We start from the raw sequence: 16,537 nt of genomic DNA on the forward strand, positions 1-16,537 counted from the left end.
CCATGACTGACCAGTGCAGGCGCAGGCAGCGCCTTGCGGTCGGCTTTGCCTGCACTGCCCAGCGGCATCGCCGCGAGCGGCATCCAGACGGTCGGTCTCATGTAGTCGGGCAACGCCTTCTCGGCGACCGCTCTGAGTTCGTCCGTCGGGACGGTGTCGGGCGCGTAGTAGCCGACGAGGTGATCTCCGCCGCCGATCGTCGCGACCGTGGCGACCGCGTGCACCACGCCCGGAGTGGATGCCAGAACGGCTTCGATCTCGCCGAGTTCGAGCCGCTGGCCGCGGAGTTTCACCTGGAAGTCGTTACGGCCCATGTACTCGAGCTCGCCGCTGTTGTTCCAGCGCGCCATGTCGCCGGTCCGATACAGGCGGCCGCCGGAGTCGGAGAACGGGTCGGCGATGAACCGTTCCGCGGTGAGCGCGCCTCGCGCCGCGTACCCGCGAGCCAGCTGTACTCCGCCGAGGTACAACTCGCCGGGCACGCCCTGGGGCACCGGGCGAAGGTTCTCGTCGAGCACCCTGGTCTGGGTGTTCCACACCGGCCGACCGATCGGGACGACGGCCTCGCCTCGCGCCACCGGATGCCAGGTGACGTCGACAGCGGCTTCCGTCGGCCCGTAGAGGTTCGCGAGTTCGACGCCGGGGAGCACCCGGACCACCCGTTGAGCGACCGCCGGAGTGAGTGCCTCTCCAGACGTCACGATCAACCTCATCGAACTCAGCGCGGCGAGCCCGGCATCACCCAGCACATCGGCGAATGCGGCGAGCATCGACGGCACGAAGTGCGCGACCGTCACGTCCCCATCGTCGATCAGGTTCGACAGGTATTGCGGATCACCGTGGCGGCCCGGGTCGGCGATCGTGACGCTGGCACCGGTCATCAACGGCCAGAACAGCTCCCAGACCGAGACGTCGAACGTGATCGGAGTCTTGTGCAGAACGACGTCGTCTGCGGTGAACCGGTGCTCGGACTGCGCCCACGCGAGACGATTGACGATCGCCGAATGGGCCACCGTCACACCCTTGGGTCGGCCCGTCGAACCGGACGTGAACAACGTGTACGCGGCGCCGGAGGGGTGGAGCGCGGCGAGCCGATCGGCGTCGGTGATCGGTGTGCTCTGCGCGTCTGCGACGGTGACGTCGGCGAGACTCTCGGCCGTCACAGTGATCGTGTCGACACCGGCGGACGGCAGTGACACCGCCTCCGCGCCGACGAGGACCAGGCGAGCGCCCGAGGTCTCCACCATGTACGCGATCCGGTCGGCGGGTGCGCCCGCGTCCAATGGGACGTACTGTCCGCCCGCGGCGACGACCGCGTGAATCGCGACGTACATGTCGATCGACCGAGGCACTGCGACCCCGACTGCGACGTCCGGCCCCACCCCGCGCGCAATGAGCCGCCGTGCAAGCGTGTTCACGCGAGCGCCGAACTCTGCGTAGGTGAGCCGCGCATCGATCGACTCGAGTGCGACCGCGTTCGGGGTCGCGGCGATCTGCCGCGCGATCTCATCGGCGAGAGTCGACTCGGGGACGTCGACGGTCTCTCCGAGCGCATACTCGGACACCTGTACGAGCTCGGCGTCGGTGAACTGAAGGAGCGTCGACATCGAGGTCGCCGCGCCGCCGTCGACGACGTCGCCGACGATGCGGAGGAAGTAGTCCGCGATCCGGACCACCGTCGCCTCGTCGAACAGGTCGGTGGCGTAGGCGAACTCGACGGACACCGCGTGGGGCCGCACCCCGTCCGGACCGAACTCGGTCACGGCGAGCGACAGGTCGTATTTGACCGCGGAGGTGCGAGCGTCGATGAGGCCGACGTCGTCGCCACCGGTGACAAGTGACGTGACCTCGTCCTGCTGCATCGCCAGCTCGACCTGGAACAGCGGCGAGTGGTCCGTGGACCGCGGGACGTCGAGCGCGTCGACGACCTGTTCGAATGAGACGTCGGCGTTGCCGAGCGCCCGGGCGCGGATGCGGTGCGCATCGTTGAGGAGCGTTCCGAAGTCGGTGGTCTCGTCGATACGGTGACGAAGGACGACGGTGTTGACGAACATGCCGACCAGATCGGCGAGTCGCGGGTCGTCCCTGCCGAGCACTGCGGTGCCAAGCGCGACGTCGGTCGAGTCGGTGAGCCGGGCGATGACGGTCGCCGTGATCGCTTGGAACACGGTGAACAGGGTCACGCCCTGACTGGCGGCGATCGTGCGCAACGCTTCGGAGGTGTCCGCGTCGAGCCAGACGTCGAACCGGTCTCCGACGCCCGACTGCTGGGACGGGCGCGGGCGGTCGATCGGCAGGGCCGCGAGTTCTGGCAGGCCGTCGAGTTCAGCGCTCCAGAAATCGATCTGCCTGCGGATCAACGACGCCGGGTCGGACGGATCGCCGAGCACGTCGCGCTGCCACAGCGTGAAGTCGGCGTACTGCACCGGGAGCACGCTCCACTCGGGTTCAGTGCCTCGGACATTGGCCCCGTAGGCGTACATCACATCGCGGATCAGCGGCGCGATGGACGCCCCGTCGCCTGCGATGTGGTGCACGACTGCGACCAGGACGAACGACGTGACCTGCTCGTTGTCGTCCCGCACACGCAGCAGTTGGAAGCGGGCGGGCAGCTCGTGCTCGAGATCGAATCCGGCCGAACTGATCCGGGTGACGGCTTCGGTGAGCGCGTCCTCGGCGACGTCGATCACCTGGACGACACCGGACTCGACGGCCTCCTCGACCGACCGGACGTCCTGGATCGGCTCTTCGTCGCGCAGCGGGAACACGGTGCGGAGGGCTTCGTGGCGGCGAACGACGTCGCCGATGGCTCCCCGCATGGCGTCGACGTCGGTGTCGGCGGGCAGGTGCGCGGCCCCCGGGATGTTGTAGGCGGCGGTGCCGGGATCGATGCGGTTCAGGATCCACAGGCGTGTCTGGGGATACGAGAGCGGGATGATGTCGGGACGCGGAGTCACCGCGGTCACCGGCGGGACCGCCGGTCCGTTGCCCGCCGTCGCCGCGACGAGTGCGCGCACGGTGGGCGCTTCGAACACGTCGCGCACCGAGACCGCGGAGTCGAGAACGGCGGACACCCGCGACGCGAGGCGGGTCGCCGAGAGAGAGTTGCCTCCCAGGTCGAAGAAGCCCGTGGTCACGCCGACTCGGTCGAGACCGAGAACGTCCGCGAACACGGCCGCGACGGCGGCCTCGTGGTCGTCGGCGGGTTCCACGTACTCGTCCTGGACGTCGCCGAGCTCCGGCGCGGGAAGAGCCTTGCGGTCCAGTTTGCCGTTCGCCGTCAAAGGGAGTTCGTCGACGGCGACCACGAGGTCGGGGACCATGTAGCCGGGCACGGCCCGTCCGACGACACTCCGGGCCGCCTGAACGTCGAGTTCGGCGTCCGATTCGAGCACGACGTACCCAACGAGTTGCTCGCCGCGCGTCGCCAGGTCGACGACGGACGCCGCAGCACCCGCCACGCCGTCCAGACTCAGCAGTGCGGCCTCGATCTCGCCGTATTCGATCCGATAACCGCGCAACTGAACCTGCGAATCGCGTCGTCCCAGGTAGGCGATGTCGTCACCGGTTCGACGCGCGAGGTCACCGGTGCGGTACATGCGTGACCCGGACGGGCCGAACGGGTTCGCGACGAACCGCTCCGACGACAGGCCGGGGCGGTTCAGGTAGCCCTGCGCGAGCTGACCGCCGGTCACGTACATCTCCCCGACAACACCCGCAGGCACCGGGCGCAGGCGCGAATCGAGGATCAGCAGGCCGAGGCTCGCGAGCGGCCGTCCGACGAAGCTGGCGTCGTCGGCTCGCACCGACGCAGGATCGAGCTCGCGGAACGTGACGTGCACGGTGGTCTCGGTGATCCCGTACATGTTGACCAGGACCGGCCCCTGGCCTTCCCGACTCGGGGTGCCGGCCGGGAAGTCGTCGAACCAGCGACGCACGTACTCGAAGTTGAGTTCCTCGCCGCCGAACACGATGTACCGGAGCGCCAGTCGCACATCGCAGTCGTGGCGCCGCGCCTCGGCGAACTGGTAGAACGCCGACGGGGTCTGTGACAGGACGGTGACGCCTTCGTCGGCGCACAGTCGGACAAAACTCGACGGGTCGCGCGCGAGGAGGCGGTCGACCACATGAAGCCTGCCGCCGGTGAGCAGCGGGCCCCACAGCTCCCACACCGAGAAGTCGAACGCGTACGAGTGGAACATCGTCCACACGTCGTCCGACCGGAACTCGAAGTCGTTCGCGGCCGTGTCCATCAGGGTGACGACGTCTCGGTGCGTCACCTCGACGCCCTTCGGGCGGCCCGTCGAACCGGACGTGTAGATCACGTATGCCCGGCCATCGGCAGGCGTGTCGACATGCGAGAAGTCGATCCCCGCACCGCGGTCGGCGAGATCGGCGACGGTGTGGACGCCCACTTGTGGTGGCACCGACAGCCACAGGTCCAGCTGCCGCGTCGTGTCGTCGACGATAGCCGCCGACGGCATGGCGTCGGCGACGATGAACTGGAGGCGGTCGGCCGGGTTCGTGGTGTCGAGCGGCAGATAGGCCGCGCCGGCCTTCATCACTCCCAGAATCGAGGTGACCAAGTCGACCGATCTGTCCGTGGCTACCGCGACGAGGTCTCCGGGCAGGACCCCCGAGGCTGCCAGGCCGGCCGCCACCGCGTCCGACCGCGCGTCGAGCGAGGCGTAGTCGATGGTCCGTGTGCCGTCGGAGACCGCAGTGTTGTCTGCGTGTTCGGCGACACTCCGCGCGAACAGGTCGACAAGCGACGATCCCGCGTTGACGGTCGCCGTCACCACCTCGTCGACGCCCGACTGCGCGTCGACGACGTCGCGTTCGCCCGGCAGGAACAGGTCCACATCCGACACGGCGGCGTCGAGGTCGTCGATGAATCGACTGACGAACTGAATGAAGCGCCGATGGTGCAGGGTCAGCTCTTCGCGCTTGTAGGCGTGCGGATTCCCGTGCAGGTCGACGACGACCGGCGACGAGGCGCTCGCCTGGTACAGGTTGATCAGCAGGTCTTCGAGGATGCCGGACGACAGGATGCGGTACGAGATCTCCGCTCCGTCGACGTGGATCTGGTCATCGAAGAACACCATGTTGATGCTCGGCCCGAATGTCGTGGACCCGCCTGCGAGACCGGCGTCCCGGTGGATGTCCTCCGAGCGATACCGCTGGTGACGGAGTGCGCCGGTCAGCTCGAGAAGAGCTGCGTCGACCACATCACGCACCGTGCCGTGCAACACGCGCCGGAGTCGGATCGGCACCGCGTTCGACACCATCCCGCCGGAACGCTTGATCTTCGCTGTGGTGCGCGCGGCGACCGGGAGAGTGAGGACGACGTCGTCGGCGCCGTTCATCCGCGCCAGGAACGCGCCGAACGCCGCCGTGAGGAGGACTGCGATCGAACTGTTGGTCTCGCGGGCCAACTCCGCGAGTCGAGCCTGCTGCGCGGCGGGGAGTTCGTTGCTCACCAGGACGTTCTGGAACGACAGCGGTGCAGGCACCGCGCCGTGGGCCAACGTCGCGCGTTCGGGAAGGTCCGCCACCCGACCGGCCCAGTGCTCGCGGTCGGTCTGTTTCCTGCTGCTGTGCTGGTACGCGTCCTCGTAGGCGACGATCTCCTCCAGCGACGCGGACGGCTTGTCGGCGGGGACCTCCCCACGACGCAAAGCGTTGTACCTGGTGAAAGCCTGTTGTGACATCGCCATCGCGGCGTACCCGTCGAGGATGATGTGGTGTGCGCGCGTGTACCAGAGGGTGCACGTGTCGTCGATGCGGAGCACCGCGGATGCGATGAGCTCGTCGTTCACGAGGTCGAGCGGCCTGCGGTACTCGGCGAGCATCCACTCCATGGCGAGGCCGCGAGGGTCGTCGGAGTCGCGGAAGTCGACGAGCTGCATGTGCTGGTCGAACTCGAGATCGACTCGCTGCATCGGGATTCCGTCGATCTCGACCAGACGCGCGTACGGGGTCTCCATGGTCTTGCCGACGTGGACGCAGCAGGCCATGAACAGGTCGATGTCCAGACCGCCCGGCTCGTGGCGGAGCTCGAAGTATTGAGCTGTGTTGACCGAATACCCGTCGGACAATTTCTCGGCGAACCACATCCCTCGCTGCGCAGCGCTCAGCGGCAGCAGCCCGACATCCGGGTCGTCGTACTGCTCACTCATCGCTGTCGCCTTTCGCCTCGTGCGCATCTGCACCGCCTGGCGTGTCCCCTCGGACCCCGCCCGTAGGGGTTTCCACCCCTGCCATCACTCACCTACGAACCTATTGTCAGTGTCTGCCTGTCGGATCTCTTCCCGTCATCATCGTCGTTTGATCATATGAAAACCTCGGAATCATCTCGCCGTCGCCGCCTTCCGATACCCGGTCAGCGCCGGATAGATCGCGGCTGCCACGAAGATCGCCGCCCAGACGGCGACTGTGACAAGCGGTTCGACGATCGGCCCACCTGATGCGAGCGACCTCATCAGCTCGATTGCCGGACTCATCGGTTGATACTCGACGAACGGCTGCAACCACCCCGGGTACGCCTCGAGCGGTGAGAATCCCGAGTTGAAGAACATCAGGACGCTGATCAACAGGCCGAGGTACTGGACGATGGGAGCTCCGGGTGGCGCGTTGACCGCGAGCGCCAGCATCAGCACTGCGAACGACGCGCCGAAGACAACAGCGGTCACGACCATCCCGGCCGCGGCGAGCGGACCATTCGTGAACCGGAAACCGATCGCCATTCCGACTGCAAGGAGGACAGCCGTCGCAGCGATGATGCGAGCGATCTCCGACACAACCCGCGACGTCAGGTCCGCAGCACGATTGATCGGCAGAACATACAGCCGAGCGAGCAGTCCGGTCGAGCGCTCCTTATTGAGGCGCACCGCCGACACCATCGATCCGCCCATCGCGCCGACGAGGATGATCAGCGGCACGGTGCCGTACAGGCTGTTCTTGCCCGTCGCCTGGCCGATCGCGTCTCCGAGCACCACCTTCATCAACACCAGCGAGATGCCCGGGATGATGATCGACTGCAGCAGGGTCGGCACGTCGCGCACGTACACGAGGATCTGACGCCACGAGAGCACCGCGGTGTTGCTCGCCCACGCCCGGATCGAACCCTCCGCGGGCACGACGGTCGGCTGTGCACTTGCCATGACGCTCATCGGTGAGCCTTTCGCAGACCGGCGACGAGCACCACGACGGCGATCACTGCCAGCACGACCAGACAGATGACTGTGCCGGTCGAGTTCGCCAACGTGAGCGTGTCCGATGAGTCCATGGTGCGCATCGTCTCCACGAACTGCGAGATCGGCTGGTTGCGCGCGAATCCTCGGATCCACTCGGGGAAGCGCTCTTCGGGAACGAATCCCGTCGACACCATGCCCAGGATCATCACCGGAAAGCCCATCAACTGGCTGGTGGCCTCCGGCGAACCCGCGAGCATTCCGAAACCGTCGCACAGGGTCGCCAGCACGAGGCCGATCAGAAGGCCGAAGGCGAACAGGCCGATCGTGCCCACGACACCCCCGCCGGGCCGCCAGCCGATGAGGAGGCAGGCGATGGCACCGCAGCAGATCGACACTGTCAGCAGTACAGCGTTGGTGACCATCCGGGCGACGAGCGGCGCCCACGACGGGACCGGCATCACGCGGAAGCGGGCGTTGATGCCCTGACTCGAATCGAACGCCGATCGCATCGCCGCAGAGGTCGCGGCGAAGCTGATCGACTGAAAGATGATGATCGGCATGAGGAACGTGCCGTAGTCCATGCCCGGCGTCGAGTCCATGACCTTGCGCAGCGGCAGGTAGAAGCAGAGTGCGAGGAATGCGGGCGCGATGAAGGCATACACGAACTCGCCGTTGCGGAGGACCTTGAGCAGTCCTCGCGCCGTCAGCGTCCATGTCTGGCGGAGCGCACGCGTACCGGCCCCGCCCGCCAGTGCGGCCTCGGAGGCGAGTGCTCCGGCCGACGCGGGGGCGTCCATCTGGGCCGTCACCGTTCGTCGTCTCCCGACTTGGCGGTCAACGCGAGGAACACCTCGTCGAGCGAAGGTCGGCGCAATGCGATGTCGGCGAGCGGGATCTTCGCGGCCTCGGTCCGTCGCATCACTTCGGCGAGCGTCTCCGGGCCGTTGGGTGCAGGCACCGACACGGTCCGCTCGTCGAGGTCGGAGTCGTCTACGTCCGTGGGGCCGATGAGGTCCCGCAGGCGTGCGCGCAGGCGCGGGAGGTACGCGGGGTGAGCCGGTGTCACTTCGCAGTACGCGGCTCCGGTCTCGGCCTTCAATTCATCGGACGTGCCCTCGGCGATCACTCGCCCCTTGTCGATGACGACGATGTTGTCCGACAGCATGTCGGCCTCTTCGAGGTACTGAGTGGTCAGCAGGATCGTGACGCCGCTGTCCCGGAGTTGCTCGACGAGCGTCCACACGTCCTGCCTGCTCCGCGGGTCGAGTCCGGTGGTCGGCTCGTCGAGGAACACCACTTCGGGGGCGGTGACGAGACCACACGCGATGTCGATGCGACGGCGCATGCCGCCGGAGTACTGGCCCACGCGGCGGCCGGACGCCTCGGTCAGGGAGAACTCTTCGAGCAGTTCGTCGGCACGAACCTGCGCCTTCTTCTTCGGCAGTCCGAGCAGCCTGCCGAACAGGATCAAGTTCTCCCGGCCGGTCAACGACTCGTCGAGTGCGGCGAACTGCCCGGTGAGCATGATCGAGGAGCGGACACCCGACGGGTCGTCCACCACGTCGTGCCCCGCGACGGTCGCGCTGCCGCCGTCCGGAGCCAGAAGGGTGCACAGCATGTTGACCGTGGTGGTCTTGCCCGCACCGTTCGGACCGAGGATCGCCACGATCGTGCCCTTGGGCACCTCGAAGCTCACGTCATGGACCGCGGTGAAGTCGCCGAAGGTCTTCTTCAGATTCGTGGCGACGATCGCGTTCGGCACGTCGCGAGCGACGTCGAGTGCGGTCGGGTCGATGGACGGGAACGCGACTGTCCGCTCGTTCGCCAGCCGAAGCTCGGCTGCCGACTCGATCGGTGCCGGCGGCGCCGCGGACATGACGTTCCATGCGGCGTGTCGTGCGCGCCGAGGGCGCGCCTGAGCCGGCGGCGTGACGGGGACGACCGGTGTCGGCGGCGTGTAGTCCGCGGGCGCGGAGACCGCGGAGTAGGCGAGGTTCGGAGCATCTGTCCGGGGAGCCGATTCCGTGGAGTCACCGCTGTGCTCGGCCGGACTCGATTCCGACGCGTCAGGCTCACGGGTCGCGAGGTCGTCCCGCCAGGCACGCAGTTGCCGCAGGATCGGATCGTCCTCGGGCACCCACGGCATCGTCTGCTCGAGAGGACCCGATTCCGGACGCGGCGCTGCCGAGCGATCGGCCCTCCCGGCCGGACGGCCGCCTGCGTCTGACATCGAGTGATCCCCTCCTGAAGAAGATTCTTAGTTCTTATGACCCTAGTAAAGATCCCTATGACTATCGCCGACGACCACGCCAGCGTTTCGTGGCTCCACAGGGCGAAACTGCACCCCAACCCCTGCCACGAACTCCAGATTCAAGCAAATTCATTGCAGCACAAACACATTCGCCTACGCGACACGCGCGAGACGCAACACGCCGATCCTATCGTGTGGACTAACGGGGTTCGCGTGATCGTCCGCATTGACACCGCATTGGAGAACATGGATCCAATTCACGGCGACCGATTGTCCGAAACATGAAAATCGCCCTTCCCCGAATTCGGGAAAGGGCGATTCTTCATGTCATCGCAGAGGATGAGAGAGGGCTACTTGGCCTTCTCCAGGACCTCGACCAGACGCCAGCGCTTGGTGGCCGACAGCGGGCGGGTCTCCATGATGCGAACGCGGTCGCCGACGCCGGCGGTCTCGTTCTCGTCATGCGCCTTGACCTTGCTGGTCGTGCGGATGATCTTGCCGTAGAGCTTGTGGCTCTTGCGATCCTCCAGCTCGACCGTGATGGTCTTGGTCATCTTGTCACTGACGACGTAGCCGATCCGCTCTTTGCGGCTGGCACGCTCTTCGACGTTCACGTTCTGGTCCTCACTCATGCGTCTTCACCTTCCGGTCCGGACGCCAAGCCCAGTTCACGCTCGCGCATGACGGTGTACACACGTGCGATCTCGCGACGCACGGTGCGCAGACGTCGATTGTTGTCGAGCTGGCCGGTTGCCATCTGGAAGCGAAGGTTGAAGAGCTCTTCCTTCGACTCCTTCAGGCGATCGACCAGATCGGTGTCACTGAGCTCGCGGAGCTCGGCAGCAGCGATTCCGAGTGCCATCAGAACTGCTCCTCTCTGGTCACGATCCGGGTCTTCATGGGGAGCTTGTGCTGTGCGCGGCGCAGGGCCTCGCGAGCGGTCTCCTCATTGGGGTAGGTCATCTCGAACAGCACGCGGCCCGGCTTGACCGGTGCCACCCACCACTCGGGCGAACCCTTACCGGAACCCATGCGGGTCTCGGCAGGCTTCTTCGTGATCGGGCGGTCCGGGAAGATGTTGATCCAGACCTTGCCGCCACGCTTGATGTGGCGGTTGATCGCGATACGAGCGGACTCGATCTGACGGTTGGTGATGTATGCACCTTCGAGCGCCTGGATGCCGTAGTCACCGAAGGTGACCTTGGTTCCGCCCGACGCCTGACCCTTCAGGCTGGGGTGGTGCTGCTTGCGGTGCTTGACCCGACGAGGGATCAACATGGGCTAGCCCTCCTGGTTCTCTGCCTGCGCAGGCGCAGGCGCGTCGGCAGCCGAAGCCTCGGCGGCCGCGGTGCGGCCGGCCTCGGTGCCGGTCGCCGTGGTGCCCGAGGCACCGCTGCGACGCGGGCGGCTGGGACGACGCGGACGACGGTCCTCTGCCGGAGCGGCCGCAGCCAGCTCACGACGACCACCGACGACGTCACCCTTGTAGATCCACACCTTCACGCCGATACGGCCGAAGGTGGTCTTGGCCTCGTAGAGTCCGTAGTCGATGTCGGCGCGCAGCGTATGCAGCGGCACGCGTCCCTCGCGGTAGAACTCCTTGCGGCTCATCTCAGCTCCGCCGAGGCGGCCCGAGCACTGGACACGGATGCCCTTGACGCCCGGCTGGCGCATGGCCGACTGAATGGCCTTGCGCATCGCGCGGCGGAACGCCACGCGGTTGCTGAGCTGCTCGGCGACGCCCTGCGCCACGAGCTGTGCGTCGGCCTCGGGGTTCTTGACCTCGAGGATGTTCAGCTGAACCTGCTTGCCGGTGAGCTTCTCCAGGTCGCCACGGATGCGATCGGCCTCGGCGCCGCGGCGACCGATGACGATGCCCGGACGGGCGGTGTGGATGTCGACGCGGACGCGGTCACGGGTGCGCTCGATCTCAACCTTCGAGATGCCTGCGCGCTCGAGGCCGGTGCTCAGCAGCTTGCGGATCGCGACGTCTTCCTTGACGTAATCCGCGTACTGCTTGTCGGCGTACCAACGCGAGCTCCAGTCGGTGGTGATGCCCAGCCGGAAGCCGTGCGGGTTGATCTTCTGGCCCACGGTTTAGGCTCCCTTCTTCTTCTGCTGGCGCGAACGAGCACGTCCGCCGTTCTCCGCTGCGGACACGACCACGGTGATGTGGCTGGTGCGCTTGCGGATGCGGAACGCACGGCCCTGGGCGCGCGGCTGGAACCGCTTCAGGGTCGGGCCCTCGTCGGCGAATGCCTCCGAGACGATCAGGGTGCGACGATCCTGGCCCTGGTTGTTCTCCGCGTTGGCGATCGCACTGGCGAGCACCTTGTACACGGGCTCGCTGGCAGCCTGCGGTGCGAACCGCAGGATGTCCAGAGCCTCGTCGACGTTCTTGCCGCGGACGAGGTCGATGACTCGACGAGCCTTCATCGGCGTGACGCGAACGAACTTCGCTGTCGCGCGAGCGGTCTGCACTGCGTTATCGGTTTCAGTAGTCATGATTACCGGCGCTTCGCTTTCCGGTCATCCTTGATGTGACCCTTGAAGGTACGGGTGGGGGCGAACTCGCCCAGCTTGTGACCGACCATCGAGTCCGACACGAACACGGGCACATGCTTGCGACCGTCGTGGACCGCAAAGGTGTGACCGATGAAGTCGGGGATGATGGTCGAGCGGCGCGACCAGGTCTTGATGACCTGCTTCGTGCCCTTCTCGTTCTGTGCATCCACCTTCTTCAGGAGGTGGTCGTCGACGAACGGGCCCTTCTTGAGGCTGCGTGGCATTTTTTACCTCCTCCTATTATCGCTTGTTCTTGCCGGTACGGCGGCGGCGGACGATCAGCTTGTCGCTGGCCTTGTTCTTGCGGGTACGGCCTTCCGGCTTGCCCCACGGGCTGACCGGGTGGCGACCACCGGAGGTCTTGCCCTCGCCACCACCATGCGGGTGGTCGACCGGGTTCATCACGACACCACGGACGGTGGGACGCTTGCCCTTCCAGCGCATACGGCCGGCCTTGCCCCAGTTGATGTTGCTCTGCTCGGCGTTGCCCACCTCGCCGACGGTTGCGCGGCAGCGCACGTCGACACGACGGATTTCACCGGACGGCATACGCAGCGTGGCGTAGGGGCCTTCCTTGCCGAGGAGCTGGATCGACGCACCGGCCGAACGTGCCATCTTGGCGCCACCGCCCGGACGCAGCTCCACGTTGTGGATCTGGGTACCGGTGGGGATGTTGCGCAGCGGCAGGTTGTTGCCGGGCTTGATGTCGGCGTTGGGGCCGGACTCGACGATGTCGCCCTGCTTCAGGTTCTTCGGGGCGATGATGTAGCGCTTCTCGCCGTCGAGGTAGTGGAGCAGTGCGATCCGAGCCGTGCGGTTCGGGTCGTACTCGATGTGAGCGACCTTGGCGTTGATGCCGTCCTTGTCGTTACGACGGAAGTCGATCAGACGGTAGGCACGCTTGTGGCCGCCACCGCGGTGACGGGTGGTGATGCGACCGTGGGCGTTGCGGCCACCGGTGCTGTGGAGCGGACGCACCAGCGACTTCTCGGGGTGCGAACGCGTGACCTCGGAGAAGTCGGCGCCACTCGAGCCACGACGGCCCGGCGTTGTCGGCTTGTACTTACGAATTGCCATGAGTGTTAGTCCCTAATCCTTCTCGGGCGGTCAGCTGACCGCTCCTCCGAAGATCTCGATGGGCTTGCTGTCAGCGGACAGCGTCACGATGGCGCGCTTGGTGTTCTTGCGCTTGCCGAAGCCCGAGCGGGTGCGCTTGCGCTTGCCCTGTCGGTTCGCGGTGTTGACGCTGGAGACCTTGACGTCGAAGATCTGCTGGATAGCGATCTTGATCTGGGTCTTGTTCGAATCCGGGTGCACCAGGAAGGTGTACACGTTGTCTTCGATCAGCCCGTAGGCCTTCTCCGAGATCACCGGCGCCAGGATGATGTCACGCGGGTTTGCGTGCGTAGCCATGCCTAGGCCTCCTTCTTGTTCTTGTCGACGAACGCTTCCAGCGTCTCAACGCTGAACACGACCTCGTCAGAATCGAGGACGTCGTACGTGTTGAGCTGATCAGCAGTGATGCCCAGCACGTTCGGCAGGTTCGCGATGCTCTTCCAGCCGGCCTGATCCTCACGGGTCAGGACGACGAGGAACTTGCGTCGCTCGCTCAGCAGCTCGAGGAAGGCGCGTGCCGACTTGGTCGACGGCGTCTGTCCCGAGACGAGCTCGGTGATGACGTGGATGCGCTCGCTGCGAGCACGGTCCGACAGGGCGCCACGCAGAGCGGCGACCTTCATCTTCTTGTTGACCTTCTGCGTGTAGTCGCGCGGCTGCGGGCCGTGGACGATGCCACCGCCTGCGAACTGCGGTGCACGGGTCGAGCCCTGGCGTGCGCGGCCGGTGCCCTTCTGGCGGTACGGCTTCGCGCCGCCGCCCGAGACCTGTGCGCGCGTCTTGGTCGCGTGCGTGCCCTGACGGCCTGCAGCCTGCTGTGCGACGACGACCTGGTGCATCAGTGCGATGTTGGCGGTCTGATCGAACAGCTCTGCGGGCAGCTCAGCGGTTCCGGCGACGGACCCGTCTGCTGCGCGGACGTCGAGCGTCAACTTGGTTGCGGTTTCGGTGCTCACTTGCTGCCACCCTTCACTGCCTCGCGGACCACCACGACGCCGCCCTTGCGGCCGGGGATCGCGCCCTTGATCAACAGCAGACCGGCTTCAGCGTCCACCTTGTGGACGGTGAGGTTCTGCGTCGTCACCTTGTCGCTACCCATGCGACCCGCCATGCGCATGCCCTTGAACACGCGACCGGGGGTGGCACAGCCGCCGATGGAGCCCGGCGAACGGTGCACGCGGTGCACACCGTGGCTGGCGCCCAGACCGGCGAAGCCGTGACGCTTCATGACACCGGCGAAGCCCTTGCCCTTCGAGGTTCCGGTCACGTCCACCTTGATGCCGTCGGCAAAGATGTCAGCGCCCAGTTCCTGGCCGACCTCGAACTCCGAGATGTCGTTGACACGAAGCTCGGTGAGGTGGCGGCGGGGGGTAACGCCGGCTTTGGCGAACTGGCCCGCGACGGGCTTGGTCACCTTGCGGGGGTCGATGGCGCCGTAGGCGAGCTGGACTGCCGTGTAGCCGTCGCGCTCCAGAGTGCGGAGCTGGGTGACGACGTTGGAGCCGGTCGCGATAACGGTCACCGGGACGACCCGGTTGTTCTCGTCGAAAACCTGGGTCATGCCGAGCTTGGTGCCCAGGATGCCCTTGGTTGCGTTCTGCTTGCTCATTTTTTCCGATCCCCCGTCACTGGATGTTGACGTCGACGCTGGCCGGCAGGTCGATGCGCATCAGCGCGTCAACCGTCTTGGGCGTCGGGTCGAGGATGTCGATGAGTCGCTTGTGTGTACGCATCTCGAAGTGTTCGCGGCTGTCCTTGTACTTATGCGGCGAACGGATGACGCAGTACACGTTCTTTTCGGTGGGCAACGGCACCGGGCCGACGACGCGTGCACCCGTACGGGTCACGGTCTCCACGATCTTGCGCGCCGAAGCGTCGATCGCTTCGTGGTCGTAGGCCTTGAGCCTGATGCGGATCTTCTGTCCCGCCACGCTGTGTCCTCTTCCGTCTGGTTTCTCTCGACAGACGAACACCGCGCGGCTCACACCCGTGCATGCACGGGCGGCAACTGGGCCACATGACCACCCCCGATGAGATCGGGTGGATCGACGCTGTTCTTCTGTCGTTGTACGCTGCCGGACTATTTCGTCCAGCTGCCGACTTTCGTCGGCTTCGCCTCCGGTACCCCGCGGTCGGGCGTGTCGAGACCGTGTCAATCAGCAAATTGCACGCGTTACACAACCCAGCCCGCAGTTGCGGCCCTGGAAGTTTGTGCGCCCCAGCCGGGGCAACCTGAATAGTATGCAGCACCTCGGCCCTGATCTCAAATCGTTCCCGCAGGTCGCGCGCAGTGAGATGCGTCTCGTGGTCGTTGCCTGAGACGGCAGCGAGGCTCCCTTTCCGTCACCTCATGGGGTTGTTCGTTTCGACCTACCCGCCTCATCTCGCTCCTACCTGCCTCAATGCGTCCTACCTGCCTGAGCTCAGGCAGGCGAGTCCAGTTGAAGCAGGGAGGAGCGAGATGAGGCAGGTCAGTCGAGCCATTCCCGCAGGATCGCGGCGACCCTGTGGCGCTCCAGGTCGGCCCATACCCATCGGACCATCACCAGCCCGGTGGCCCTCCGCAGTCGGTCTTCCCTGCGCTTTTCCCGGATGACAGCGCGAGCTGTCGTCTCCGCCGGGCGAAGCAGACGTCCGTATTTGTGAAGACCGTCGTACTCGGCCATCAAGCGGCCGTGCCACTCGTAGTCGACGACGAAGGTGTCGCCGTCAACAGCATGTTCCACCTGCAGATCCGGCAACGCGAGGCCGTCTTCGATCATCTGTGCGCGGCTCCACGACTCCCCGACCGACGCGGAACGGCCGTCAGCGACGACGATCGCCGTCCTCGCCTCGCGGGCACCCTTGGTACGACGACGACCGAGCTCGGACTCGAGGCTCGCGCGGTCTGCGCCCGCCCGCAATGCGGCGTCGAACACCGTCAAAGCCTGAGCAAATGAGCCGGCCTCGGCAACGTCGACGGCAGTCCGCACGACGTCGGTGACTCGAATGCCGTCGACGTCGACGATCTGAGTTTCGTCCAGGTGTCCACCGTGAACGTTTCGCCCACCGCGGATCAGTCCGCCGCCACGCGTCAACGAGGTCACGTGGATGTTCTCACGATTCGGCTTCAACAGAGGAAGACCGTGAACCGCGGCTGCGGATTGATGACTCAGCACCGTCGCACCTCCATCCCGCGCGTTGCTGACCGTTGCGATCGAGCGCAGGCGGTAGAGGCGATCTGCACCTTCGGGCCCGTCGAGGTCGACCCCAGCGATCGCATAAACGCCGATCGCGACTCGGATGAGTTCTCCCCGCCGAACCGCCGCGGACAGCATCGCATCGGTCCATCCGGCTTCAAACGCGGCCGCGCGCCTGACCAGTCCGAATCGGTCTTGAGGCAACAGCAGTGCAATCGTCATGACGACCC

16 protein-coding genes (1 of these 16 cut by a window edge) are annotated in these 16,537 nt (G+C 66.1%); all 16 read right to left on the minus strand.

Going from position 1 to position 16,537, the window contains the following annotated elements; translation table 11 throughout:
* Window positions 1-6,179, minus strand: the 5' portion of a protein-coding gene (locus GM1_RS01460; RefSeq protein ID WP_008376006.1) for a non-ribosomal peptide synthetase. 1,954 nt of this gene lie to the left of the window's left edge; only the first 6,179 of its 8,133 coding nucleotides appear in the window; its start codon is at window positions 6,177-6,179; the stop codon falls past the left edge of the window.
* A gap of 171 nt (window positions 6,180-6,350) precedes the next feature.
* Window positions 6,351-7,172, minus strand: coding sequence for an ABC transporter permease (locus GM1_RS01465; protein WP_008376007.1), 822 nt, complete (start codon window positions 7,170-7,172; stop codon window positions 6,351-6,353).
* On the minus strand, window positions 7,169-8,005 hold the full coding sequence (locus GM1_RS01470; RefSeq protein WP_008376008.1) for an ABC transporter permease: 837 nt from the start codon (window positions 8,003-8,005) through the stop codon (window positions 7,169-7,171). The genes GM1_RS01465 and GM1_RS01470 overlap by 4 nt, the downstream gene beginning before the upstream one ends.
* Entirely contained in the window at window positions 8,002-9,426 is a 1,425-nt protein-coding gene (locus GM1_RS01475; RefSeq protein WP_008376009.1) for a daunorubicin resistance protein DrrA family ABC transporter ATP-binding protein, read from the minus strand. Before GM1_RS01475 ends, GM1_RS01470 begins: the two co-directional genes overlap by 4 nt.
* Before the next feature lie 371 nt (window positions 9,427-9,797).
* Window positions 9,798-10,079, minus strand: a complete 282-nt coding sequence (gene rpsQ / locus GM1_RS01485) for a 30S ribosomal protein S17 (protein ID WP_008376011.1) — start codon at window positions 10,077-10,079, stop codon at window positions 9,798-9,800.
* The gene (gene rpmC / locus GM1_RS01490; protein WP_008376012.1) at window positions 10,076-10,309 is read right to left on the minus strand and encodes a 50S ribosomal protein L29; all 234 of its coding nucleotides are present in this window, start codon (window positions 10,307-10,309) and stop codon (window positions 10,076-10,078) included. Before rpmC ends, rpsQ begins: the two co-directional genes overlap by 4 nt.
* The gene (rplP, locus tag GM1_RS01495) at window positions 10,309-10,725 is read right to left on the minus strand and encodes a 50S ribosomal protein L16 (RefSeq protein WP_008376013.1); all 417 of its coding nucleotides are present in this window, start codon (window positions 10,723-10,725) and stop codon (window positions 10,309-10,311) included. The genes rpmC and rplP overlap by 1 nt, the downstream gene beginning before the upstream one ends.
* Before the next feature lie 3 nt (window positions 10,726-10,728).
* A complete protein-coding gene (rpsC, locus tag GM1_RS01500) occupies window positions 10,729-11,541 on the minus strand; it encodes a 30S ribosomal protein S3 (protein ID WP_008376015.1) in 813 nt (270 codons plus the stop codon).
* 3 nt (window positions 11,542-11,544) lie between these two features.
* The gene (gene rplV, locus GM1_RS01505) at window positions 11,545-11,952 is read right to left on the minus strand and encodes a 50S ribosomal protein L22 (protein WP_008376016.1); all 408 of its coding nucleotides are present in this window, start codon (window positions 11,950-11,952) and stop codon (window positions 11,545-11,547) included.
* Window positions 11,953-11,954: 2 nt separating this feature from the next.
* Window positions 11,955-12,236, minus strand: coding sequence for a 30S ribosomal protein S19 (rpsS, locus tag GM1_RS01510; RefSeq protein ID WP_006895647.1), 282 nt, complete (start codon window positions 12,234-12,236; stop codon window positions 11,955-11,957).
* 16 nt (window positions 12,237-12,252) lie between these two features.
* Entirely contained in the window at window positions 12,253-13,089 is an 837-nt protein-coding gene (gene rplB / locus GM1_RS01515; RefSeq protein ID WP_008376017.1) for a 50S ribosomal protein L2, read from the minus strand.
* A gap of 30 nt (window positions 13,090-13,119) precedes the next feature.
* Window positions 13,120-13,425: a 50S ribosomal protein L23 gene (gene rplW / locus GM1_RS01520; RefSeq protein ID WP_008376018.1), complete on the minus strand. Its 306-nt coding sequence runs from the start codon at window positions 13,423-13,425 to the stop codon at window positions 13,120-13,122.
* A 2-nt stretch (window positions 13,426-13,427) separates the two neighbouring features.
* Window positions 13,428-14,084 carry a 50S ribosomal protein L4 gene (gene rplD, locus GM1_RS01525; RefSeq protein WP_008376019.1) on the minus strand — a complete coding sequence of 219 codons (657 nt, stop codon included), beginning with the start codon at window positions 14,082-14,084 and terminating at the stop codon, window positions 13,428-13,430.
* Window positions 14,081-14,737 (minus strand): 50S ribosomal protein L3, encoded by a 657-nt coding sequence (gene rplC, locus GM1_RS01530; protein ID WP_008376021.1) that lies wholly within the window; start codon window positions 14,735-14,737, stop codon window positions 14,081-14,083. Before rplC ends, rplD begins: the two co-directional genes overlap by 4 nt.
* A 16-nt stretch (window positions 14,738-14,753) precedes the next feature.
* Window positions 14,754-15,059, minus strand: a complete 306-nt coding sequence (rpsJ, locus tag GM1_RS01535; protein WP_003938093.1) for a 30S ribosomal protein S10 — start codon at window positions 15,057-15,059, stop codon at window positions 14,754-14,756.
* Window positions 15,060-15,599: 540 nt separating this feature from the next.
* Complete coding sequence (locus tag GM1_RS01540; protein ID WP_008376028.1) at window positions 15,600-16,529, minus strand: type IV toxin-antitoxin system AbiEi family antitoxin domain-containing protein; 930 nt, start codon at window positions 16,527-16,529, stop codon at window positions 15,600-15,602.
* Between the last annotated feature and the right edge of the window lie 8 nt (window positions 16,530-16,537).

The organism is Gordonia malaquae NBRC 108250 (genome assembly GCF_000344135.1).
Classification (GTDB): Bacteria; Actinomycetota; Actinomycetes; order Mycobacteriales; family Mycobacteriaceae; genus Gordonia; species Gordonia malaquae.